At 62.2% G+C, this 21,750-nt stretch carries 19 protein-coding genes; 11 read left to right on the top strand and 8 right to left on the bottom strand.

Going from position 1 to position 21,750, the window contains the following annotated elements; genetic code table 11:
* Window positions 1–6 precede the first annotated feature (6 nt).
* Window positions 7–1,500 carry an aldehyde dehydrogenase gene (locus tag CAG25_RS18375; protein ID WP_085612569.1) on the bottom strand — a complete coding sequence of 498 codons (1,494 nt, stop codon included), beginning with the start codon at window positions 1,498–1,500 and terminating at the stop codon, window positions 7–9.
* Between the two features lie 239 nt (window positions 1,501–1,739).
* On the opposite strand from CAG25_RS18375, the gene CAG25_RS18370 reads away from it, so the two are divergent.
* Window positions 1,740–2,654 carry a LysR family transcriptional regulator gene (locus tag CAG25_RS18370; protein WP_085612568.1) on the top strand — a complete coding sequence of 305 codons (915 nt, stop codon included), beginning with the start codon at window positions 1,740–1,742 and terminating at the stop codon, window positions 2,652–2,654.
* Between the two features lie 185 nt (window positions 2,655–2,839).
* Complete coding sequence (locus CAG25_RS18365) at window positions 2,840–3,169, top strand: hypothetical protein (RefSeq protein WP_085690985.1); 330 nt, start codon at window positions 2,840–2,842, stop codon at window positions 3,167–3,169.
* 82 nt (window positions 3,170–3,251) lie between these two features.
* Here the strand turns inward: CAG25_RS18365 and hrpB are convergent, their stop codons facing one another.
* Window positions 3,252–5,771 (bottom strand): ATP-dependent helicase HrpB, encoded by a 2,520-nt coding sequence (gene hrpB, locus CAG25_RS18360; RefSeq protein WP_085612566.1) that lies wholly within the window; start codon window positions 5,769–5,771, stop codon window positions 3,252–3,254.
* A gap of 108 nt (window positions 5,772–5,879) precedes the next feature.
* On the opposite strand from hrpB, the gene CAG25_RS18355 reads away from it, so the two are divergent.
* Both CAG25_RS18355 and CAG25_RS18350 read left to right on the top strand, forming a co-directional pair.
* Window positions 5,880–6,299: a hypothetical protein gene (locus CAG25_RS18355; protein ID WP_039771823.1), complete on the top strand. Its 420-nt coding sequence runs from the start codon at window positions 5,880–5,882 to the stop codon at window positions 6,297–6,299.
* Between the two features lie 15 nt (window positions 6,300–6,314).
* A complete protein-coding gene (locus tag CAG25_RS18350) occupies window positions 6,315–7,211 on the top strand; it encodes a cation diffusion facilitator family transporter (protein ID WP_085612565.1) in 897 nt (298 codons plus the stop codon).
* On the opposite strand, the gene CAG25_RS18345 is transcribed toward CAG25_RS18350, so the two are convergent.
* Entirely contained in the window at window positions 7,205–8,254 is a 1,050-nt protein-coding gene (locus CAG25_RS18345; RefSeq protein WP_085612564.1) for a DUF6515 family protein, read from the bottom strand. The two genes, CAG25_RS18350 and CAG25_RS18345, sit on opposite strands and share 7 nt — an antisense overlap.
* Window positions 8,255–8,709: 455 nt before the next feature.
* On the opposite strand from CAG25_RS18345, the gene CAG25_RS18340 reads away from it, so the two are divergent.
* Together CAG25_RS18340 and CAG25_RS18335 are read left to right on the top strand one after the other, a co-directional pair.
* Window positions 8,710–9,189 carry an Lrp/AsnC family transcriptional regulator gene (locus CAG25_RS18340; protein WP_008081091.1) on the top strand — a complete coding sequence of 160 codons (480 nt, stop codon included), beginning with the start codon at window positions 8,710–8,712 and terminating at the stop codon, window positions 9,187–9,189.
* Window positions 9,190–9,295: 106 nt separating this feature from the next.
* Window positions 9,296–9,505 (top strand): DUF2788 domain-containing protein, encoded by a 210-nt coding sequence (locus CAG25_RS18335; protein WP_003228500.1) that lies wholly within the window; start codon window positions 9,296–9,298, stop codon window positions 9,503–9,505.
* On the opposite strand, the gene CAG25_RS18330 is transcribed toward CAG25_RS18335, so the two are convergent.
* From CAG25_RS18330 to CAG25_RS18310, 4 genes are all read right to left on the bottom strand, one after another.
* A complete protein-coding gene (locus CAG25_RS18330) occupies window positions 9,500–10,135 on the bottom strand; it encodes a pseudouridine synthase (RefSeq protein WP_085612563.1) in 636 nt (211 codons plus the stop codon). The genes CAG25_RS18335 and CAG25_RS18330 overlap by 6 nt on opposite strands.
* Before the next feature lie 72 nt (window positions 10,136–10,207).
* The gene (amn, locus tag CAG25_RS18325) at window positions 10,208–11,707 is read right to left on the bottom strand and encodes an AMP nucleosidase (protein WP_178076482.1); all 1,500 of its coding nucleotides are present in this window, start codon (window positions 11,705–11,707) and stop codon (window positions 10,208–10,210) included.
* A 192-nt stretch (window positions 11,708–11,899) separates the two neighbouring features.
* Window positions 11,900–13,549: an acyl-CoA dehydrogenase family protein gene (locus CAG25_RS18315; RefSeq protein WP_085612560.1), complete on the bottom strand. Its 1,650-nt coding sequence runs from the start codon at window positions 13,547–13,549 to the stop codon at window positions 11,900–11,902.
* Between the two features lie 95 nt (window positions 13,550–13,644).
* The gene (locus CAG25_RS18310; protein ID WP_085612559.1) at window positions 13,645–15,993 is read right to left on the bottom strand and encodes a hybrid sensor histidine kinase/response regulator; all 2,349 of its coding nucleotides are present in this window, start codon (window positions 15,991–15,993) and stop codon (window positions 13,645–13,647) included.
* A gap of 304 nt (window positions 15,994–16,297) precedes the next feature.
* Between CAG25_RS18310 and CAG25_RS18305 the strand changes: the two genes are divergently transcribed.
* The 4 genes from CAG25_RS18305 to CAG25_RS18290 all read left to right on the top strand — a co-directional run bounded on the left by CAG25_RS18305 (window position 16,298) and on the right by CAG25_RS18290 (window position 19,818).
* Window positions 16,298–17,095, top strand: a complete 798-nt coding sequence (locus CAG25_RS18305; protein WP_039771996.1) for a hydroxymethylpyrimidine/phosphomethylpyrimidine kinase — start codon at window positions 16,298–16,300, stop codon at window positions 17,093–17,095.
* Between the two features lie 24 nt (window positions 17,096–17,119).
* Window positions 17,120–17,743: a thiamine phosphate synthase gene (thiE, locus tag CAG25_RS18300; protein WP_085612558.1), complete on the top strand. Its 624-nt coding sequence runs from the start codon at window positions 17,120–17,122 to the stop codon at window positions 17,741–17,743.
* A 10-nt stretch (window positions 17,744–17,753) separates the two neighbouring features.
* The gene (hemL, locus tag CAG25_RS18295; RefSeq protein WP_064599654.1) at window positions 17,754–19,037 is read left to right on the top strand and encodes a glutamate-1-semialdehyde 2,1-aminomutase; all 1,284 of its coding nucleotides are present in this window, start codon (window positions 17,754–17,756) and stop codon (window positions 19,035–19,037) included.
* A 226-nt stretch (window positions 19,038–19,263) separates the two neighbouring features.
* A complete protein-coding gene (locus CAG25_RS18290) occupies window positions 19,264–19,818 on the top strand; it encodes a tetratricopeptide repeat protein (protein WP_085612557.1) in 555 nt (184 codons plus the stop codon).
* Between the two features lie 111 nt (window positions 19,819–19,929).
* Here CAG25_RS18290 and CAG25_RS18285 read toward each other — a convergent pair whose 3' ends face one another.
* Window positions 19,930–20,259 carry a DUF1820 family protein gene (locus CAG25_RS18285; RefSeq protein WP_027617776.1) on the bottom strand — a complete coding sequence of 110 codons (330 nt, stop codon included), beginning with the start codon at window positions 20,257–20,259 and terminating at the stop codon, window positions 19,930–19,932.
* Between the two features lie 133 nt (window positions 20,260–20,392).
* Here CAG25_RS18285 and miaB point away from each other — a divergent pair, with 133 nt between their 5' ends.
* Complete coding sequence (miaB, locus tag CAG25_RS18280) at window positions 20,393–21,721, top strand: tRNA (N6-isopentenyl adenosine(37)-C2)-methylthiotransferase MiaB (protein ID WP_064382169.1); 1,329 nt, start codon at window positions 20,393–20,395, stop codon at window positions 21,719–21,721.
* The last annotated feature ends 29 nt before the right edge of the window (window positions 21,722–21,750 follow it).

Genomic DNA, 21,750 nt, shown 5'->3' with positions numbered 1-21,750 from the left:
CGGCTGTCATGAGCGCAGTTGAAACCAAGTGGTTTTCAACTGGGTGTATTTGTCGAACGAGTGCAGCGACAGATCGCGGCCGAAACCCGATTGCCTGCCGCCGCCGAACGGTACGGTCACGTCCAGCGCATCGACGCTGTTGACCGACACCGTACCGGCTCGCAATTGCCGCGCCACCCGGTGCGCGCGGTGCAGATCATCGGTCCACAGCGACGCCGCCAGACCGTAGACGCTGTCGTTGGCCAGTTGCACGGCATGGGCCTCGTCATCGAACGGAATCACCGCCAGCACCGGGCCGAACACTTCTTCACGAAACAGGGTCATGTGCGGCTGCACGCCGGTGAAAATCGTTGGCTGCACGAAGTTGTCCGAACCGTTGAAACTCAGCTGCCGCCCGCCGCAGACGCGGGTCGCGCCTTCGCGTTCGGCCTGGTTGATGAAGCGCAAAATGCTTTCGGTCTGACGAGTATCGACGATTGCCCCGGCCGCACTCGCCGGATCCAGCGGATCGCCCGGCTGCCAGCGCTCGGCCTGAGCCTTCAGCCGCTCGACGAACTCATCATGAATCGAGCGCTCCACCAGCAACCGCGAGTTGGCCGAACAGACTTCGCCCTGATTGAAGAAGATCCCGAACGCGGCTTTCTGCGCCGCCAGATCCAGATCCTTGCAGTCGGCAAACACCAGATTGGCGCTCTTGCCGCCGCACTCCAGCCACACCTGTTTGAGGTTCGACTGCGCGGAGTACTGCATGAAATATTTGCCGACCTGGGTCGAGCCGGTGAACACCAGGCAATCGACATCCGGGTGCAAGCCCAAGGCTTTGCCGGCCTGTTCGCCGAGCCCCGGCAGCACGTTCAGCACACCGGCCGGCAGCCCGGCTTCCAGCGCCAGCTCGGCCAAACGCAACGCGGAAAACGGCGATTGTTCGGCGGGTTTGAGAATCACCGAGTTGCCCGCCGCCAGCGCCGGCGCGAGTTTCCACGCGGCCATGTCCAACGGGAAATTCCAAGGCACCACGGCGGCGACCACGCCCAGCGCTTCGCGGGTGATGGTCGCCAGTACGTTCGATGCGCTTGGCGCGACCTGATCGTAGAGCTTGTCGAGACTTTCGGCGTACCAGCGGAACACCCCGGCGGCGCCCGGCACGTCGATGTTGTAAGCGTCCATCACCGGTTTGCCCATGTTCAGCGAATCGAGCAGCGCCAGTTCTTCGCGATTGGCCAGAATCAGATCCGCCAGCCGCAGCAGCACTTGCTTGCGCTCGGTCGGTGAACGCCCGGCCCAGGTGCCGGCCTCGAACACCTGCCGCGCATTTTTCACTGCCGCATCGACATCCTCTTCACCGCAAGCGGCGATGTTTGCCAGCAGCTGGCCGGTGGCCGGGTTGATCGCGGCAAAGGTCTGCCCCGACTGCGCCGCACGCAATTTGCCGTCGATCACGGCCTGGTACGGATAGCTCAATTCAGCGGCCTTGCGCTGCCAGTCTGCAAGCTCGAACACGGTGGTTGCTCCTTGGACTTTTATTCTTTTGCGAACAGTGCGGGGTCGATAGTCGCTCAGGCCCGTGCGCGCTAAAACCAGTAAAAATGTCTTCGCAGACAATAAAAAAGGTAACCAGCCGATGGCCCCTTCGCGCGCGTATGGGGCTATTGTTCAGGGACAAAAAAACCGCCGACAGAACGGAGGCCGGCGGCTTACAAATTGCTTGGATGTGATATCCGTTCGCTTTGAGGTTCACCGTGGCCGCTTACAATCTGCGTCAGTTGAAATACTTCATCACCACCGTCGAATGCGGCAGCGTCGCCGAAGCGTCGCGCAAGCTGTACATCGCGCAACCGGCGATTTCCACGGCGATCAAGGGGCTGGAAGACAGCTTCGGCGTGCAACTGCTGATCCGCCATCACGCCCAGGGCGTGTCCCTGACACCCAGCGGCGCGCGGTTCTTCCGCAAGGCCCAGGAACTGCTGCGCATGGCCAAGGAGTTCGAACAGAACGCCCTCGCCGACAACGACGTGGTGGCCGGACAGATCGATATCGGCTGTTTCGAAACGGTAGCGCCGCTGTACCTGCCGCAACTGATTGCCGGGTTCTCGGCGCTGTATCCGGGGGTGAAGATTCGCATCCGCGACGGCGAACAACAGGAACTGGTGCAAGGCCTGACCTCGGGCACCTTCGATCTGGCAATCCTGTACAAGCACGACCTCGACGCCACCATCGAAACCGAACCGCTGATGCCGGCCCAGCGGCCTTACGCCTTGCTGCCGGCGGATCACCGCTTCGCCCAGCTCAAACAGGTTTCGCTGCGAGACCTGTGCCTGGAACCGATGATCCTGCTCGACGTGCAACCGAGCCGCACCTACTTCGTCAGCCTGTTCGAAGAACTCGGACTGTCGCCGCGCATCGAGTTCAGCTCACCTTCGATCGAAATGGTACGCGGCATGGTCGGCCAGGGTTTCGGCTTCTCGATCCTGGTGACCCGCCCGCACTCGGAATGCACCTACGACGGCAAGAAAGTCGTGTGCGTCGACATCGTCGAAGACGTCACCGGCTCGGGTCTGGTGGCGGCGTGGCTCAAGCGCGGGCAACTGACCAAACCGGCGCAGTTGTTTGCCGATTATTGCCGAGAGCAACTGACCGCGAAGGCGAATGCTTGAAAGCTCAAAATCAAAAGATCGCTATCAGCGACCGCTGATCGCTAAATCGACCTACCTGTTATTTCTGACAGTAGACGCGACAACCTGAAAGGAGCTTGATGTAACCGGACTGCAATGGCCGGCGTAAGCCTATGACCATGTATTTGACCGGTCCTCACATTGATTACTTTAGGGAGTCAAATGTCATGAATGACGATACTCAATCCAGCACCCCTTCCTTCGCAGAGGCGAAACCACTTGGCCCGGAGGATACAGCCTTCATTAGCGAGCTTCATGCATTGCTGGAACGGCATGGGAACATCAATCGTTTTGGAGTTCTCCTGCTACATGATCATTTCTCAGTGAAGGGAGATGAAATCATGCTGGAAACCAATGACCCTCACGCTCGTACTCTCCACATGGAAGTCGTCAAGCGTACAGATTTGCCAGCGGGAAAATTCACCAGTTGGCGTCTGTCCGGCAGTAAAAAAGGGGAGGTCGAGGCACTCACCTTTTGTGGACGTGCTTGCTATTAGGTGGAGCGGCTTCTACCCACGGTGAGAGGCAAGGCAACCCGCCTTGCATAACCAGGCGGGTTACCAATCAAATCGCTAAAAATCAGGTACCGCGCGGTTTTGCCCGAGCAGTGGCTTCAGCCACCAGCGGATCATCCGGCCAGTAATGCTTTGGATACCGTCCCTTCAGATCCTTCTTCACCTCGGCATAAGTGCTGCGCCAGAAGTTGGCCAGATCCTGCGTAACCTGCACCGGGCGCCGTGCGGGCGACAGCAGGTGCAGCTTGACCACTTGCCGGCCGCCGGCGATGCACGGTGTTTCGGCGAGGCCGAACAGCTCCTGTAAGCGCACCGCGAGAATCGGCGGTTGCTCGCTGTAGTCGAGGCGAATCGACGAGCCCGACGGCACGCTCAGGTGATGCGGTGCCTGCTCGTCGAGTTGTTGCGGCAGTGGCCAAGGCAGCAGATTGCGCACGATGCTCGACAGGTCGAGGTTGGCGAAATGGCTGAGGCGCGAAACCTTGCCCAGATAAGGCATCAGCCAGTCCTCGAGGGTTTTCAGCAGCGTCGCGTCGCTGACATCCGGCCATTGGCTGTCGCCCTTGGCGTCCAGGTCGAGCTGGCGCAGCAACGCGACTCGCGCCTGCCACTGGCGCAGCTCCGGGGTCCACGGCAGCAGCTCCAGACCTTTGCGCCGCACCAGATTGACCAGCGCCTGACTGCGGGCATTTTCGTCGAGACCGGTCAGCGGTTCGCGGCTGAGGATCAGTTCGCCCACCTTGCGCTGACGCTCGGCGCGCAACACGCCTTCGCGTTCGTCCCAGTCCAGTTGATCGACGTTGTGCACCTGTTCGGCGAGCACCGAATCGAACAGCGCCGGATCAAAATCCGCCGCCAGATAGATCCGTTCTTCACGCTGGCCTTGGCGGCTGCCGAGGTCGGCGATCACGATCCACGGTTGCTTCATCAGGCTGTCGGCTTCGGCGAACAGCGCCGCACGACCGTTGGCCAGACGATATTCGGCGCCACCAGGACGCCGCTGCTGTGCAACGCGATCCGGGTAGGCCAACGCCAGCAAGGCACCGAGCCAGCGCGGATGATCCGGGTCGGCGACCGGCTCGCTCGGTTGCCCACGCAAGTAGCCGCGATATTGCCGCGCCAATTGCCGGGCGCGCTGCACACCGCCCTGGGCACCACGAGCCGCGCGCTCTTCGCCGGACAGCAGCGCCAGACGACTGTGCAGATCGGCCCCGGCGCCACGCAAAATGTCGCGCTCGCCGAGCAACGCGGCGACGTCGCACGCCATGTTTGCCAATCCCAGTGCCTGACCGCGCAACAGCAAATGGGCGATGCGCGGATGTGCCGGCAATTCAGCCATGGCTTGACCGTGGCGGTTGAGGCTTTCGCCGTCCAGCGCACCGAGGCGCTGCAACAGGTCTTGAGCCTGTGCATAAGCGGCGGCCGGCGGCACGTCCAGCCAGATCAGATCACTCGGCGCCACACCCCAGCGCCCGAGTTGCAAGGCCAGGCCCGCAAGATCTGCCGAGAGGATTTCCGCGCTGCCATAAGCCGCCAGTTGCTCATGCTGGTCCTGCGACCACAGGCGATAACACACGCCCGGTTCCAGACGCCCGGCCCGGCCGGCACGCTGGGTGGCACTGGCCTTCGAGATGCGCTGAGTGTCGAGGCGGGTCATGCCGCTGCCCGGATCGAAACGCGGCACCCGCGCCAGCCCGGCGTCGATCACCACGCGCACACCGTTAATGGTCAGGCTGGTCTCGGCGATGTTGGTGGCCAGCACCACTTTGCGCTGGCCCGGCGGGGCCGGGTCGATGGCGGCACGTTGCGCGTTCAGGTCGAGTTCGCCGTGCAACGGGCAGAGCAACACATCGCTGCGCTCACCGATGGCGTCCGCCAACTGCTGATGAACCCGGCGGATTTCCGCCTGCCCCGGCAGAAACACCAACAGGCTGCCGGTTTCATCGTGCAGCGCTTCGAGCACCGTTTGCGTGACGCGTTGATCGATGTATTCGCCGGGCTGGAACGGCCGGCCCCAGCGCATCGTCACCGGGAACATCCGGCCTTCGCTGCGCAGGATCGGTGCGTCGTCGAGCAGCCCGGCCAGACGTTCACCTTCAAGGGTGGCGGACATCAGCAGAATCTTCAGCGGTTGTTCAGCTCGAAACAGCTCGCGACCGTTCAGACTGAGCGCCAGCGCCAGATCGGCGTCGAGGCTGCGTTCGTGAAATTCGTCGAAGATCAGCAGACCCACGCCTTCCAGCGCCGGGTCGTCCTGCAAGCGCCGGGTGAGGATGCCTTCGGTGACCACCTCGATGCGGGTGTTGGGGCCGACCTTGCTATCGAGGCGGATGCGATAACCGACGGTTTCACCGACCTTCTCGCCCAGCTCGCTGGCCAGCCGTTCCGCGGCTGCGCGGGCGGCCAGCCGACGCGGTTCGAGCATGAGAATGGTCTGCCCGTTCAGCCACGCTTCATTGAGCAGGGCCAAGGGCACGCGGGTGGTTTTACCGGCGCCGGGCGGTGCTTCGAGCACGGCTTCGTGGCGTGTCGCGAGGGCTTCACGCAGGGCGGGTAAAACGTCATCGATCGGCAACGAATTCATGCTGGCTCCAAAACAGAGGGCCGAGTATAACGGCGAACTGCCAGGCGTTCGTCAGGGTCTTAACTTCACACGATGACGCTTCGTTAACAGATGACTCAGGAGATTCCCATGCGCTTACCTTTTCGCCTGATCGGCGGTGTACTGGTTGCCACCCTGCTCACTCAGATCACCGCGTGCGGTTCGATTTTCTATCCCGACCGGCGCGGCCAGATCGACGGCAAGATCGACCCGGCGATCGCCGTGCTCGATGCCGTGGGCCTACTGTTCTATATCCTTCCTGGCGTAATCGCGTTTGCCGTGGACTTCGCCACCGGCGCGATCTACTTCGAACCGGGCCACACGGCGCAAGTCGATCCGGCCAAGCTCAAGCAAGCCATCGGCCCGGACGGCCAGGTCGATAACCTGAAGTTGCAGGCTATTCTCGAAACCGAGCTGGGCCGCAATCTGCCGCTGGACGACCCGCGCCTGATCCAGCACAAGGGCAGCACCCAGCAACTGGCGATGTTCGGCCTGCAACCTGCCGCATAAGGAATTGACGCACCCATGACCACAAGCACCGAACACGCCCGCCTGCTGCGGCTGGCGACCCGCGCCTCGGTGGCGGTGGCCTGTACGCTGATCATCGCCAAAGCCATCGCCTGGTGGCTGAGCGGTTCGGTGAGCATGCTCGCCGGCCTCACCGACTCGGCCCTCGATGGCGTCACCTCGCTGCTCAATCTGCTGGCGGTGCATTACGCGCTGCGCCCGGCGGATGACGATCATCGTTATGGGCACGGCAAGGCCGAATCCCTGGCGGGCATGGCGCAGGCGCTGTTCATTGGCGGCAGTGCGGTGCTGATCGCGTTTCAGGCTTATGAGCGCCTGAAACATCCCGAGCCACTCGGCGCGCCGTGGCTGAGCATTGGTGTGATCGTATTTTCCCTGCTGCTGACTGTCGCACTGTTGATGCTGCAGCATCGGGTCATCAAGCAGACCGGCTCCAACGCCGTGCGGGCGGACTCGCTGCATTACCGTTCGGACCTGTTGCTTAACGGCAGCATTCTGATTGCGCTGGTGCTGGCCGGGGTGGGGTTCGAGCAGCTGGATGCGTGGTTCGGTCTGGGGATCGCGGCGTACATCCTATGGAGCGCGATCCAGATCGCCCGGGAAAGTTTTTCGGTGCTGATGGATGAAGAGCTGCCGGCGGATGTCAGTCAGCACATGCTCGAACTGGCCTGCAGCGTACCGGGCGTGTTGGGCGCGCATGATTTGCGCACGCGGATTTCCGGCAATCACTGGTTCGTGCAGTTGCACCTGGAACTGCCGGGGGAACTGACGCTGTCAGTGGCTCACGGCATCAGCGATCAGGCGGCGGATGCCATTCACAAAGCCTACCCACGGGCCGAAGTGCTGGTGCACGCCGACCCGCAGGAAGTGGTCAAAGCCGCTCGGGCTCAGTAGTTGACCTGATAACCGCGACTGCTCAGGCAATTGCCCTGGGCCTGGCGGTAGGCCTGCACCACTTCGGGCGCCGGTTGGTAAGTCGCGGTGCGCGGATTGAAGCCGCTCTGCTGCACCGCGTACTGATAACACTCGTACCCGTCGCGCTGAACCTGCTCCGGTGACTGACCGTTGGCCGGATAGGCCTCCACGTCGTAGCCATTGCCGGTCGGCTGCGGTGGTTGCTGCACCGGCGGTTCGACCACCACGTAATCCTGCGTCGCTTCCTGATAGGCGTAGTACGAGCCGGCGGCGAGGAACAGCAGCGAACCGCCGATCCACACCTCACGAGCGTAATCCGGCAGGTACTGGATGCGAATTCCGCGCGGCGGTTGGACCACGATGTAGCGCGGGCCTTGCGGGCGATACCAGTAGCCGCCGGAGTAGAAATAGTCCTGGCCGCGATACGGCACGCGGTAGTCGCGATCCGGGAAACGATCGATTACATGACCCGGCCGGTATTGCGGACCGGGGCCCCAGCCGTTGCCATGCCCGTCGGGGCGACCCGGCCAGCGGTTGTCGTTGGGGCGGTTGCCGGTCTGCCAGTTCTGGTGATAACCATTCTGCGGACGCTCGTCGCGGTAGTAACCCTGACGCGGTTCCTGGGTCTGGCGCACGGTGTCGGGGCGCGGCTGGATCGGCAGGTCATTGGCCGGCAGTTGCGGCGGCGGTGGCGGCTGGCGCACCGGGTTGGGGTTGTAGGCCGGACGTGGCTGGTTCTGGTTCTGCCACTGGCCATTGTTCGGTTGGCCGCGGTTCTGCTGGCCGTTGTGCTCGAACTGGCGGCTATTGTCGCCACGGATGATGTCGTTGTTCTGCCGCTGCGGATTGTCTTGGCCGCGCTGCTGATTGCCGCCGCCATGCCCCGGATTGTTACCCTGATGCTCCGGCCCGCGTCCGCCGCCGTCGGGGCCGCGATTCTGCGGCTCATCCGCCAGCGCTTGCGCACCGATACTCACACACAGAAAACCAACACTGGCCAGACGCCAGATGCGCGACTTCATGAAATTCCTCACTGCGGACTAGCGCCTGAAATTAAGAGGGCTTGTAGCTAAGACCGGGAATGGACACACCGGGTTCTGCTACAGGTTATCAGTCACGCCATTTATTTATTGAGCGAGATGGGCCAAATCGCGGGCAAGAAAAAAGGGAGACCCGTCGGCCTCCCTTTTAGAGAACTTCGTCCTGGCTCGACGCTTTTGACGTCGGCTCACCTCACGCCGTCTTCTGGACAGTGTGCAGCTCGGGGGCCGGCACAACCCCGGTGGGGGTGGCGGCCGCGGCGGGCCGGATTGGGCGGGCCGCAGTGGACTGTGTTACCGAGCAGTGATTCTGGTGATAAGAATAGGCCCGGAGCTGCGACAGATGATTGCGAAGATTGCTCAAATAAACATCACTTGCGCAATTTTTAACCCTGGATAGATAATCCGCCGCAATAGTTAAGACAAAGGACCGTTTGATGAGCAAACTCGACCGTTACGACCTGAGTATTTTGGCGGAATTGCAGCGCGACGCCCGCATCTCCAACCAGGAACTGGCCGAGCGCATCGGTCTGTCGCCCTCCCCGTGCTCGCGCCGGGTCAAGCAACTGGAGGATGACGGCTACATCTCCCGTCAGGTCGCCCTGCTCGATCGCAAGATGCTCGGCCTGAGCCTGACCGCCTACGTGCTGATCGGCATGGACCGGCACACGCCGGAGCGTTTCGAGAACTTCGAAGCCGCAATCCGCACTTTGCCGCAAGTGCTGGAATGCAGCCTGGTGACCGGGGTGGATGCCGACTATCAGCTGAAAGTGGTGGTGCCGGACATGGATCACTATCAGAAGCTGCTGCTGGGGCATCTGACACGGATCGAAGGCGTGACCAGCGTGCGCTCGAGCTTTGTGCTGAATCAGGTGCTCAACAGCACCGAACTGCCGCTGACTCACCTGCGCAACTGAAATCGACGAATGACTGCGGCACACCGACGCAGGTCAATGCTGCGTCGTTCACCGCTGGCGTATACTCCCGGCCGCCCTTTCAGCCGCGCAGCGCCGGAGATGCCCGATGGATCCAGCAGTATTTGAAGAGTGGATGATGACTGGCCTTGTCAGCATCCTGATCATTTTCATGGGTTTCATCGTCTGGGATCTGGCGAAGAAATCCAAGGCCGGGCGCTTCGGCTCGTTCATTCTGTTCTTCGTGCTGGGCCTGGGCGTGGCCGCGTTCATCATCAAGAGTGTGGTGATCGGCCTGATCGAGTCCGGCGCCTTATAAGCGCGCCGGCACTTCTTTCCACTGGCCCTGATCGAGCCCTTCGATCGTCCAGTCACCAATCCTGACCCGCACCAGCCGCAACGTCGGCAGCCCCACCGCCGCCGTCATCCGCCGCACCTGGCGGTTGCGCCCTTCGCGAATCACCAGCTCCAGCCAGGTTGTCGGAATCGTTGCGCGAAAGCGTACCGGCGGATTGCGCGGCCACAGCTCGGGCTCATCCAGTTGCCGCGCTTGCGCGGGCAAGGTCATGCCGTCATTCAGCTCGACGCCGTCACGCAGGCGCTGCAACTGCTCGGCTGTCGGCACGCCTTCGACCTGCACCCAATAGGTTTTCGCCAGCTTGTGCTTCGGGTCGGCGATCCGCGCCTGCAACTGGCCGTCGTTGGTCAGCAGCAGTAAACCTTCGCTGTCGCGGTCCAGCCGCCCGGCCGGGTAGATGCCCGGAATGTCGATGTAATCCTTGAGCGTCGCCCGCCCTTCACCGTCGCTGAACTGCGTCAGCACATCGAACGGTTTGTTGAACAGGATCAGCTTCGGCTCAGCGGGCGGTGCCTTGGCGACACGGCGCGGGGCTGAAGAAGCTGGCTTCGCGCCGGGACGGCGGGAAGGTGGACGTTGGGGACGGGACATAAGTGCACAGGCATTTGGCGATCAGGGCTGACAATGCTAGTGCCCCGACCGCCAAATGACCATGACAAACCGTTAGCGGAACGGCGGTTCGTCGAAGCTGCGCAGTTTGCGCGAGTGCAGCGAGTTGAGCTCGGTGCGCAGCAGATCCACCGCTTCAATGCCGATCTTCAAGTGCTGACTGACCGCACGTTCGTAAAACGCGTTGGCCGAACCCGGCAGCTTGATTTCACTGTGCAGCGGCTTGTCCGAAACGCACAGCAACGTGCCGTACGGCACTCGCAGGCGATAACCCTGGGCGGCGATGGTGCCGCTTTCCATGTCCACCGCCACGGCGCGGGACAGGTTGATCAGCGGTCGCTCCTGGGCCCAACGCAGTTCCCAGTTACGGTCGTCGTAGGTCAGCACGGTGCCGGTGCGCAGGCGTTTCTTCAGTTCTTCGCCTTTTTCGCCGGTGATGTTGGCCGCCGCTTGTTGCAGCGCCAGTTGCACTTCGGCCAGGGCCGGAATCGGAATGTTCGGCGGCACCACCCGGTCGAGAATCCCGTCGCGACGCATGTAAGCGTGAGCCAGCACGTAGTCGCCGATGGTCTGCGACTGACGCAGGCCGCCGCAGTGACCGATCATCAGCCAGCAATGCGGACGCAGCACGGCCAGGTGGTCGGTGATGTTCTTGGCATTGGACGGGCCGACGCCGATGTTGACCAAGGTCACGCCGTGGCCATCGCTGGCGATCAGGTGATAGGCCGGCATCTGGTAGCGGTGCCAGACCACGCCGGCGGCAATCGCCGACGCTTCACCGTGATCCATACCCTTTTCGATGATCACGTTGCCCGGCAGCACCATGCGCACGAAGCGCGGGTCGCGGCGAAGTTGCTCCAGGCCATGAACGATGAACTGGTCGACATAACGATGGTAGTTGGTCAGCAGGATCCACGGTTGCACATGGCGCCAGTCGCTGCCGGTGTAGTGCACCAGACGACGAAGCGAGAAGTCGACGCGCGCCGCATCGAACAGCGCCAGCGGCAGCGGATCGGTGTTTTCCCAGTCGTAGAGGCCATCGGCGATGCCATCGGTGGCGGCGGACAGGTCGGTACTCGGGAACACTCGCGCCAGCACGGCAGCCGTGACGCCGGAGCCGGCCAGTTCATCGCCCTGCTCGACCACGTACGGGTACGGAATGTTCTGCCCGCTGACCCCGACTTCGACGGTCACGGTGAAGTCGTGCATCAGCGGCGTGAGCTGCTCGAGCAGGTATTTGCGAAACGCCTTCGGATGGGTAACGGTCACGCTGTAGGTGCCCGGCAGCTGCACCTTGGCGTAGGCGCGGGTGGTCTGCGGGACTTCACCCTGGCAGTGGTAGGTCAGACGCAGTTCGGGATAACGGAACAGGGCACGTTGCTCGGCGTCGGGCTCGACGCGGTCCTTGAGGTAACGCTTGAGCGCCGAGTTCAGCGCCGTGGTGGCCTGCTCATGCAGCTCGGCCAGACGATCCACGGCCTGTTCGGCGGTTTGAACGACAATAAACGCTTCGGTCACGATCAGCTTCCTGTGTTCTGACTTGCAGGGCTTCATCTTGCCTGCATCGTGGCGTCACGGAAACAGTGGCGTTGTGGGTTCACCCTAATCTTTCAAACAATGAAGATACCTGTGGGAGCGGGCTTGCCCGCGATGAGGCCATCACATTCAACATCGATGTTGACTGACAGGCCGTCATCGCTGGCAAGCCAGCTCCCACAGGGTATTGCAGTGTGTGGGAGATTTGCTTCAGAAACCTTGCGGTGTCGAGCGAGCGACGATGGCCTCGACATCCAGCCCACGCGGCAACGCGCCGTAGACCCGGCCGCCACCGCTCAGGCGACTGGCGATAAAAGCATCGCTGACCGCCGAATTCCCGGCCTCCAGCAGCAGCTTAGCTTGCAGTCCCAAAGCGATGTCTTCGGTCAATTGCCGAGCGCGGTACTGAATGTCACTGGTGTCCTTGAACTGCGCCTGCAATTGCTGAATGTGCGCGGCCAGACGCTTGTCTCCATGGCCGTCGCCCAACTCGCTGAACAGCACATCGAGCACGCCCGGCTCTTTCGACAAGGCGCGCAGCACGTCGAGGCATTGCACGTTGCCGGAGCCTTCCCACGTCGAGTTCACCGGTGCCTCGCGGTACAGACGCGGCAGAATGCTGTCTTCGACATACCCGGCGCCGCCCATACACTCGGCGGCTTCGTTGATCATCCCCGGCGCACGTTTGCAGATCCAGTATTTGCCCACCGCTGTCACCAACCGGGCGAACTGCGCTTCATGGCCGTCGTCCAGATGATCCAGCGCCTTGCCCATGCGCAGGCTCAGACCCAGCGCGGCTTCGCTTTCCAGCGCCAGATCGGCCAGCACGTTCTGCATCAGCGGTTGTTCGCTGAGCAGTTTGCCGCCGACCTTGCGATGGGCGCAGTGATGACTGGCCTGGGTCAGCGCCTGACGCATCAGCGAACTGGAGCCGACCATGCAGTCGAAACGGGTCATCGCCACCATCTCGATGATGGTCGGCACCCCGCGTCCTTCCTCGCCGACCATCCACGCCAGCGCACCACGGAACTCCACTTCGCTGGAGGCGTTGGACTGGTTGCCGAGTTTGTTTTTCAGGCGCTGGATGTAGAACTGGTTGCGCGTGTCGTCCGGACGATGGCGCGGCAGCAGGAAACAGCTCAGGCCCTTGTCGGTCTGCGCCAGCGTCAGGAACGCATCACACATCGGCGCCGAACAGAACCACTTGTGCCCCACCAGTTCATAAGCCTGGCCCGGGCCACTGGCGCCGACCGGATAAGCCTTGGTGGTGTTGGCGCGCACGTCGGTGCCACCCTGCTTCTCGGTCATCGCCATGCCGATGGTTACGCCAGCCTTGTGGGCCATGCCGACATTGCGCGGGTCGTATTCGGTGGCGAGGATTTTCGGCAGCCACTGCTCGGCCAGATTCGGCTGCAAACGCATCGCCGGCACACTGGCGAAGGTCATGGTCAGCGGGCAGCCACTGCCGGCTTCTGCCTGGCTGTGCAAATAGGTCATGGAGGCACGGGCAACATGAGCGCCGTCCTGTGGATGAGCCCAGGGCAACGACGTCAAGCCATGTTCGATGGCGGTGCGCATCAGCTCGTGATACGCCGGATGAAACTCCACCAGGTCGATGCGATGACCGTAGCGGTCATGGCTGGCGAACACCGGTTTGTTTTGATTGGCGAGGAACCCGGCCTCCATCAACGGGCCGCCGGCCAAGGCGCCGTAAGCGTCGATCCGCGACTCGGCCCAACCGGCGCCGAACCGCCGCGACCACTCCTGCAATGGCAGGTCGATGCGGTAGAGGTTGGTGCCGTCCAGCGACGGTGGCTGGTTGGTGACTTCGTGGGTTTCGGCGAACTGATGCAGGTTCATGACGGGGCTCCTTGATCGGCCAGAGCTTCAGTTAAGCACCGCCCCCGAACCGATCAAAGTGTCATATCGGCCTAAATACCGGCGCTTTCACCCTGTCAGCAGCTCAATAGCCGCCGCTGCATCGCCACCTGCAGATCCTCGAATTTCACTGGCTTGCTCAGGTAGTCGATCGAGCCACCCGACGCGCAATGCTCTCGATCCGCCCCCAGCGCGATCATGAACACCGGTAGATAAGCGCATCCCGGCAGGTCACGAATCTGGCAACACAGCGATGCTCCATCCAGCGGCGGCAACTGGCAATCGATCAGCACGGCATCGAAACGCTCGCGCTGCAAGCAGTCGAGCGCCGCCGCGCCGTGGTCGGCGGTGCGCACCCGGAAACCGAGCTTGAGCAACATGCCTCGCATCACCAGTTGGTTGACGCTGTTGTCGTCCACCAGCAGCACGGTGCAATCCTGCGGCGCGCGCACGGTGTCGCGGCTGAACACCGGCACGGCTTCAACTTCCGGCAAATCAAACTCGACATCCAGTTGAAAGCGGCTGCCACTGCCCGGTTCGGAGCGGTGTGTCAGCTTGCCACCGAGCAATTCCACCAATTGACGGCAGATCGCAAGACCGACGCCCAGCCCGCCGTACTCGCGGGTCATCGAACCGTCGAGCTGGAAGAACCGCTGATACATCGTCGCCTCGCCCAGATCGGTAAAACCGATGCCGGTGTCGATCACCGCAAAGGACAGCGCCAGGCGATTGTCCGTCGACGGTTTGCCGGTGACCCGCAAGGCGAGGCCGCCGACGCGGGTGAACTTGATCGCGTTGTCCAGCAGGCATTCCAGGCATTGCGCGAGTTTGGCGCTGTCGCCGTGCAGGCGATCCGGCAGGGTCGGCAGCACGTCGACCTTGAAGTCCAGCGACTTGCTCGAAGCATTGCCATCGAACTGAATCCGCAACGCCTCGACCACCCCGCGCAGGCTGAAACTGCCCGGCGTGGCTTTGAGCTTGCCGGCCTGCAATTCGGTCAGGGTCAGGATGCCGTTGACCATGCGCATCATGTCTCGCGCCGAACCGGCGGCGGTCTGCTGGTATTGCTCCAGTTCCGGATCGAGTTCGACGGTCTGCATCAGCTCCAGCGAACCGATCACCCCGTTCATCGGCGTGCGTAGTTCGTGGGTCAGGGTCGCGAGGAATTCGTCCTTGAGCTTGTTGCTGTGGGCCAATTGCTGGTTCAGCACTTCAAGTTTCTGGCCGGCGTCGAACAGGGTCTGCGCCTGTTGTTCGCGCATGGCGTTGATGCGGTCAGCCAGGGCCAGGGACAGCAGCGCCACTTCAATGGCCGAACCGATCTGACTGGCGTACATGGTCAGGAACACATTCGGCAGCAGGCCCAGCACCATCATCGTGTTGACGATGCCGCCGATCAGGAACGCCGACCAGGCAATGATGAAATAACGCGCCACCCGCAGGCCGCGCCACCAGGCCAGGATCCCGGCGGCGAAAATCACCACGGTAAAGGTCAGGGCCAGGGTCGTCGCCAGGCGCAGGGCCAGGCCATAACTGGTCATCAACGACAGGCCGATCACCACGGCGCCGAACGCTATCAGGGCAATCAGCAGGCGATCGAGCCAGCGGCTGTGGTTCCTGGTCTGCAGGAAGCTGCGGGCGAACTGGCTGCCGAACAGCCCCGCACAACCGATGAAGAACGGCGTGGCGGCGTTGGCCCACCACGGGTTGTCCGGCCAGAAATACTCGACCGCCGCGCCGTTGACCGAGAGCTGATAAAGGCCGAACGAAGCGATATAGAAGATGTAATAGAGGTAACTGGTGTCGCGCACGCTGAGATAGATGAACAGGTTGTAGACCAGCATCCCCAGCAGCACACCATAAATGATCCCCAGCACGTACAGGCGCACCGGCTGGTCTTCAAGGTACGCGGTGCTCGACCACAACGTCACCGGCGCCTGGATCGAGCCTTCGCTGGACAACCGCAGGTAAACGGTTCGTTGCTGATCCGGCTTGAACGCCAGGTCGAACAGGTAATTGTTCTGGCGGATCTCGCGACTGGCGAACGGCAAGGCGTCCCCTGTCTGTCGCACCAGACGGTAGTCACCGGCCGCATCGGGCAGATACAGGTCGAGATGATCGAGCGGCGGATACGCCAGTTCCAGCAGCCAGCTGCGCTGCGCCGACGGGTGGGTCGGGCGGTAATGCAGGTCGATCTTCAGCCAGAACGCCGAGCGCGAATAACCGGCATTGAGCGTGGCTTTGTCATGGGGTTTGAAGTTTCCGGCGGCGGCTTGCGCGCGGACGTCGGCAATGCTCGCCTGACCGCTCGGGTCTTCGAACACTTGCAGGGATCGACCCAGCGGGAGGCTCTGGGTGAACTCGTCGAACTCGACGGCGCTTGCCAGGAGGGGCAAGCAGAACAGCAACATCAACAAATAGCGCATTGAAGCCCCAGCGTGGCTTGGCCGGTTGTGTCAGGAAGCCCCCCATTCCCTTTGAGATGACGTAAAACCGGTATTACCTGTTATTGGTTTGGATCCACTCTAGCATAGCCGTTGATGGCCATTGAGCACCATGGAAATTTTTCCCACAAAGGCTCTAGAACGGGCGTTCCAGAGCAAAACACCGGGCTAGAGCTGTTGGCTCGGTCAGATTGTGACAAGCGCTGTGGATCTCGCTACCCGGGTTATCGGCCGCGCACTGCGCCACAACACCCGGAAAACAGGTTTGGTGGTAAGCTCGCGCACCATGAATATCTACAGCTCACGCCCCGTTGTCCTCTGTCTCTCCGGCCACGACCCCAGTGGTGGCGCCGGCCTGCAGGCAGATATCGAAGCCCTGCTCGCTCAGGGTTGCCATGCGGCTCCGGCCGTCACCGCCCTGACCGTGCAAGACACCGTCAACGTCACTGACTTTCGCGTCCTCGACCGTGAGTGGGTACTGGCCCAGGCCAATGCCGTGCTCAACGACTCCGAAGTCGCGGCGGTGAAACTGGGCATGCTCGGTTCCCTGGAAATGGTCGACACCGTCGTCGAACTGCTTCAGGCGCACCCGCACTTGCCAGTGGTCTGCGACCCGGTGCTGCGTGCCGGCGGCGGCGGACGCCTGGGCAAGGACGAAGTCGGCTACGCCATGCGCGAACGCCTGCTGCCGCTGTCGATCATCGCCACCCCCAACCTTCCCGAAGCCCGGATCCTTGCCGAACTGCCGGAAGGCACCGCGGACGAGTGCGCTGAAAAACTCCTGCCGTTCATCAAGAACCTGCTGATCACCGGCGGTCACGGCGACGAAACCGAAATCCACAACCGCCTGTACAGCCGCGACGGTCTGCGCGAAACCTTCAAGTGCCAGCGCCTGCCCGGCAGCTATCACGGTTCCGGCTGCACCCTGGCCAGCACCCTCGCCGGCCGCCTGGCACTGGGCGAAAACCTCGCCAGCGCGGTGCGTACTGCGCTGGATTACACCTGGCGCACCCTGCGCGATGCCGAACAGCTGGGCAAAGGCCAGTTCGTGCCGCGTCGTCTGCCGCTGGATTTCTGTTCCTGATGTTCCGAGCCTGAGGTCTGCGCGATGAAACTACGTGGCCTGTATGCCATCACCGACAGCCAGTTGCTGGCCGGCAAGTTTCTGTCCTACGTGGAGGCGGCGCTGGAAGGCGGCGTCACCCTGCTGCAATACCGCGACAAGAGCAGCGACGAGGCCCGCCGTCTGCGTGAGGCCGAAGCCCTGCGCGATCTGTGCGAGCGCTACAAGACGCAACTGATCATCAACGATGACGCCGAACTGGCCGCGCGCCTGAACGTCGGCGTGCACCTGGGCCAGACCGACGGCCCGCTGTCGCCGACCCGCGCCCTGCTCGGCTCCAAGGCGATCATCGGTTCGACCTGCCACGCGCAGCTGGAACTGGCCGAACAGGCCGCCAGGGAAGGCGCGAGTTACGTCGCCTTCGGTCGGTTCTTCAATTCCAACACCAAACCCGGTGCACCGAGTTGCAGCCTCGATCTGCTCGACGAAGCCAAGCGCACCCTGCACCTGCCGATCTGCGCGATCGGCGGCATCACCCTCGACAACGCTGCGCCATTGGTGGCCCACGGTGTCGATCTGCTGGCCGTGGTCCATGGCCTGTTCGGCGCCGACAGCAGCGCCGAAGTGACCCGCCGCGCCCGCGCCTTCAATGAATTATTAAAAGTCTGAGAGCCCGATCATGTCTCGTTCCGAAACCCTGTTTGCCAACGCCCAGAAACACATTCCCGGTGGCGTGAACTCGCCGGTGCGCGCGTTCAAGAGCGTTGGCGGCACGCCGCTGTTCTTCAAGCACGCCGAAGGCGCCTACGTCACTGACGAAGACGACAAGCGTTATGTGGATTACGTCGGCTCCTGGGGCCCGATGATCCTCGGCCACAGCCACCCGGACGTGCTGGACGCAGTGCGTAACCAGTTGCAGCACGGCCTGTCCTACGGCGCGCCGACCGCGATGGAAACCGAGATGGCCGACCTGGTCTGCTCGCTGGTGCCGTCGATGGAGATGGTGCGCATGGTCAGCTCCGGCACCGAAGCGACCATGAGCGCGATCCGTCTGGCCCGTGGTTTCACCGGCCGCGACAGCATCATCAAGTTCGAAGGCTGCTACCACGGTCACTCCGACAGCCTGCTGGTCAAGGCCGGCTCCGGCGCACTGACCCAAGGCGTACCAAGCTCGGCCGGCGTACCGGCAGCGTTCGCCAAACACACCCTGACCCTGCCGTTCAACGACATCGACGCGGTTGAAAAAATGCTCGCCGAAGTCGGTCAGGACGTGGCGTGCATCATCGTCGAGCCAGTGGCCGGCAACATGAACTGCGTACCGCCGGCGCCGGGTTTCCTCGAAGGCCTGCGCAGCCTGTGCGATAAGCACGGCGTGGTGCTGATTTTCGACGAAGTGATGACCGGTTTCCGCGTCGCCCTCGGCGGTGCCCAGGCCTACTACGGCGTAACCCCGGACCTGACCACCTTCGGCAAAATCATCGGTGGCGGCATGCCGGTCGGCTGTTTCGGCGGCAAACGCTCGATCATGGAACGCATCGCGCCGCTGGGCCCGGTCTATCAGGCAGGCACCCTGTCGGGTAACCCGCTGGCGATGGCCGCCGGCCTGACCACCTTGCGCCTGATCAGCCGTCCGGGTTTCCACGCCGAGCTGACCGATTACACCACGCGTCTGCTCGACGGCCTGCAACAGCGCGCCGATGCCGCCGGCATTCCGTTCGTGACCACCCAGGCGGGCGGCATGTTCGGTCTGTACTTCAGCGGTGCCGACGACATTGTTACGTTTGAAGACGTGATGGCCAGTGATGCAGCGCTGTTCGGCCGCTTCTTCCACCTGATGCTGGAAGGTGGCGTATATCTGGCACCGAGCGCCTTCGAAGCCGGTTTCACCTCGATCGCCCATGGCGAAGCCGAGCTGAAACTGACCCTCGACGCTGCCGAACGCGCCTTCGCCAAGTTGAAGTAAAACGCCCCGCCGCTGACGTTGGCCATTGCCAGCGTCAGCGTTCTCCTACATCTGCACGCCTTTTCCGACACGCCTGCCAAAAATCTCCCATAAAGTGGGCGATATATTTCCCGCGCAGCAGAAAATCGAGTAAAGACTTTGTAAGGATGGCCCTGCTTATTTCATAATGCGCGCTTATTGGATCCCTCGACGGGTCCGCGCGCCCTTCAGAGGTAAGTCGATTCCCATGAACCGCACCGGCCGCACCCTTGCCTTGGGCTGCCTGTTGCTCCTTCAGCCGCTGCTCGCACATGCACAAGCAGGCGGCAACTCGTTGTTGATCCCGGCGATGGGTCGCTGCACCCTCAATACTCAGCCGCAAGATGTCACGCAGGCCCTCGCCGCCTGCCAAAAGGCAGCGGATGAAGGGGATGCGCAAGCGCAATACGAGTTGGGTGAGTTCTACTACGACGGCAAGAATACGCCGCGCGACCTCAATCAAGCCCTGAGCTATTTCGAAAAGGCCTCGCTGCAGGGTCACGCCCAGGCGCAGTTCAAGCTCGGCACCATGTTCTTCCACGGGGAAGGCGTGCAGGCCAACAACATTCAGGCCTACATCGTGCTGAAGATGGCGGCGGTCAACGGCGCCGAAGACGCGCTCGACACCGCCGACGAAGTTTCTGAAAAGATGTCCCGCGAGGATCTCGAAACCGCGACCCAGGTGCTCGGGCAAATTTTCCGTAAATACCTGATGGAACTGCAAAGCGCCGACGGGCGTACGCCGTTCTCGCCCCTTCCCTGATTTCTCTATAGATTTTTCTGGCTTCTTCGCGAGCAAGCCCGCTCCCACATTGGATTGCATTCCCCTGTGGGAGCGGGCTTGCTCGCGAATGAGGCGACTCGGTCTTACGGTTTACTTCTCAGGCATCGGCATCGGAAACGGCATCACGTTACCAACGCCGCCACGGGCTTCGCTGATCTTCGGCGTTCCCAGACGCTCGACCTCGTCGATGCGCACGATCGAGTGCATCGGCACAAAGCTGCGCACCACACCTTCGAACTGCGCCTTGAGCTTTTCTTCGCTCGGGTCGACGACGACTTGCGTGCGCTCGCCAAAGACGAACTCTTCCACTTCCAGGAAGCCCCACAGATCACTTTGATAGATCTGTTTGGCGTACATTTCGAACACCTGGCCCTGGTTGAGGAAAATCACCTTGTAGATTGGAGCTTCGCGTTTGGTCATGGCGGGCGGACGACATCGGGGTAAAAAATGAGGGCGCGAACTATAGCATAGCCACCGGACGCACAGCTGTAGGAACCTGGGGACATGTTCCCTATAATGCGCGGTTCTTTGAACCACGTGACGACCCTATTCCATGGCCAAGAAGCTTTACATCGAAACCCACGGTTGCCAGATGAACGAGTACGACAGCTCGCGCATGGTCGATCTGCTGGGCGAACACCAGGCCCTGGAAGTCACGGCGCGCGCCGAAGATGCCGACGTGATTCTGCTCAACACCTGCTCGATTCGCGAACGCGCCCAGGACCGGGTGTACTCCCAGCTCGGCCGCTGGCGCGAACTGAAACTGGCGAACCCGGACATGGTGATCGCCGTCGGCGGTTGCGTGGCCAGCCAGGAAGGCGCGGCGATCCGTGATCGCGCGCCGTATGTCGACGTGGTGTTCGGCCCGCAGACCCTGCACCGCCTGCCGGAAATGATCGACGCCGCGCGCATCAGCAAGCTGCCGCAAGTCGACGTCTCGTTCCCGGAAATCGAAAAATTCGACCACCTGCCCGAGCCGCGCATCGACGGCCCCAGCGCCTACGTGTCGGTGATGGAAGGCTGCAGCAAGTACTGCACGTTCTGCGTGGTGCCTTACACCCGCGGCGAAGAAGTCAGCCGCCCGTTCGACGACGTGATCGCCGAGATCATCCACCTGGCCGAAAACGGTGTGCGTGAAGTGACCCTGCTGGGGCAGAACGTCAACGGTTATCGCGGGTTGACCCACGACGGTCGCCTGGCGGATCTGGCGGAACTGATCCGCGTGGTCGCGGCGGTCGACGGCATCGACCGCATTCGCTACACCACCTCGCACCCGCTGGAGTTCTCCGACAGCCTGATCCAGGCCCATGCCGAAGTGCCGGAACTGGTGAAGCACCTGCACTTGCCGGTGCAATCGGGTTCGGACCGGATCCTGGCCGCGATGAAGCGCAACCACACGGCACTGGAGTACAAATCCAAGCTGCGCAAACTGCGCGCCGCCGTACCGGGCATCTGCATCAGTTCGGACTTCATCGTCGGCTTCCCGGGGGAAACCGAGAAAGACTTCGAACAGACCATGAAGCTGATTGCCGACGTCGGTTTCGACTTTTCCTACTCGTTCGTCTACAGCCAGCGCCCGGGCACCCCGGCCGCCGATCTGGCCGACGACACCCCGGAAGAACTGAAGAAAGAACGCCTGAACGCCTTGCAGCACCGTTTGAATCAGCAAGGGTTCGAGATCAGCCGACAAATGGTCGGTTCGATCCAGCGGATTCTGGTGACCGATTATTCGAAGAAAGACCCGGGCGAGCTGCAAGGGCGAACCGAGAATAACCGTATCGTCAACTTCCGCTGCGACAATCCGACCCTGATCGGCCAGTTCGCCGACGTGCACATCGACGCGGCGCAACCGCACTCGCTGCGCGGCTCGCTGATCCAGTAACACCGCATATTTCCCTTGTGGGAGCGGGC

Source organism: Pseudomonas sp. B16(2017) (assembly GCF_002113205.1).
GTDB lineage: Bacteria > Pseudomonadota > Gammaproteobacteria > Pseudomonadales > Pseudomonadaceae > Aquipseudomonas > Aquipseudomonas pharyngis.
The sequence above is the reverse complement of the archived record's forward strand: the minus strand, read 5'-3'. Positions and strand labels throughout refer to the sequence as shown.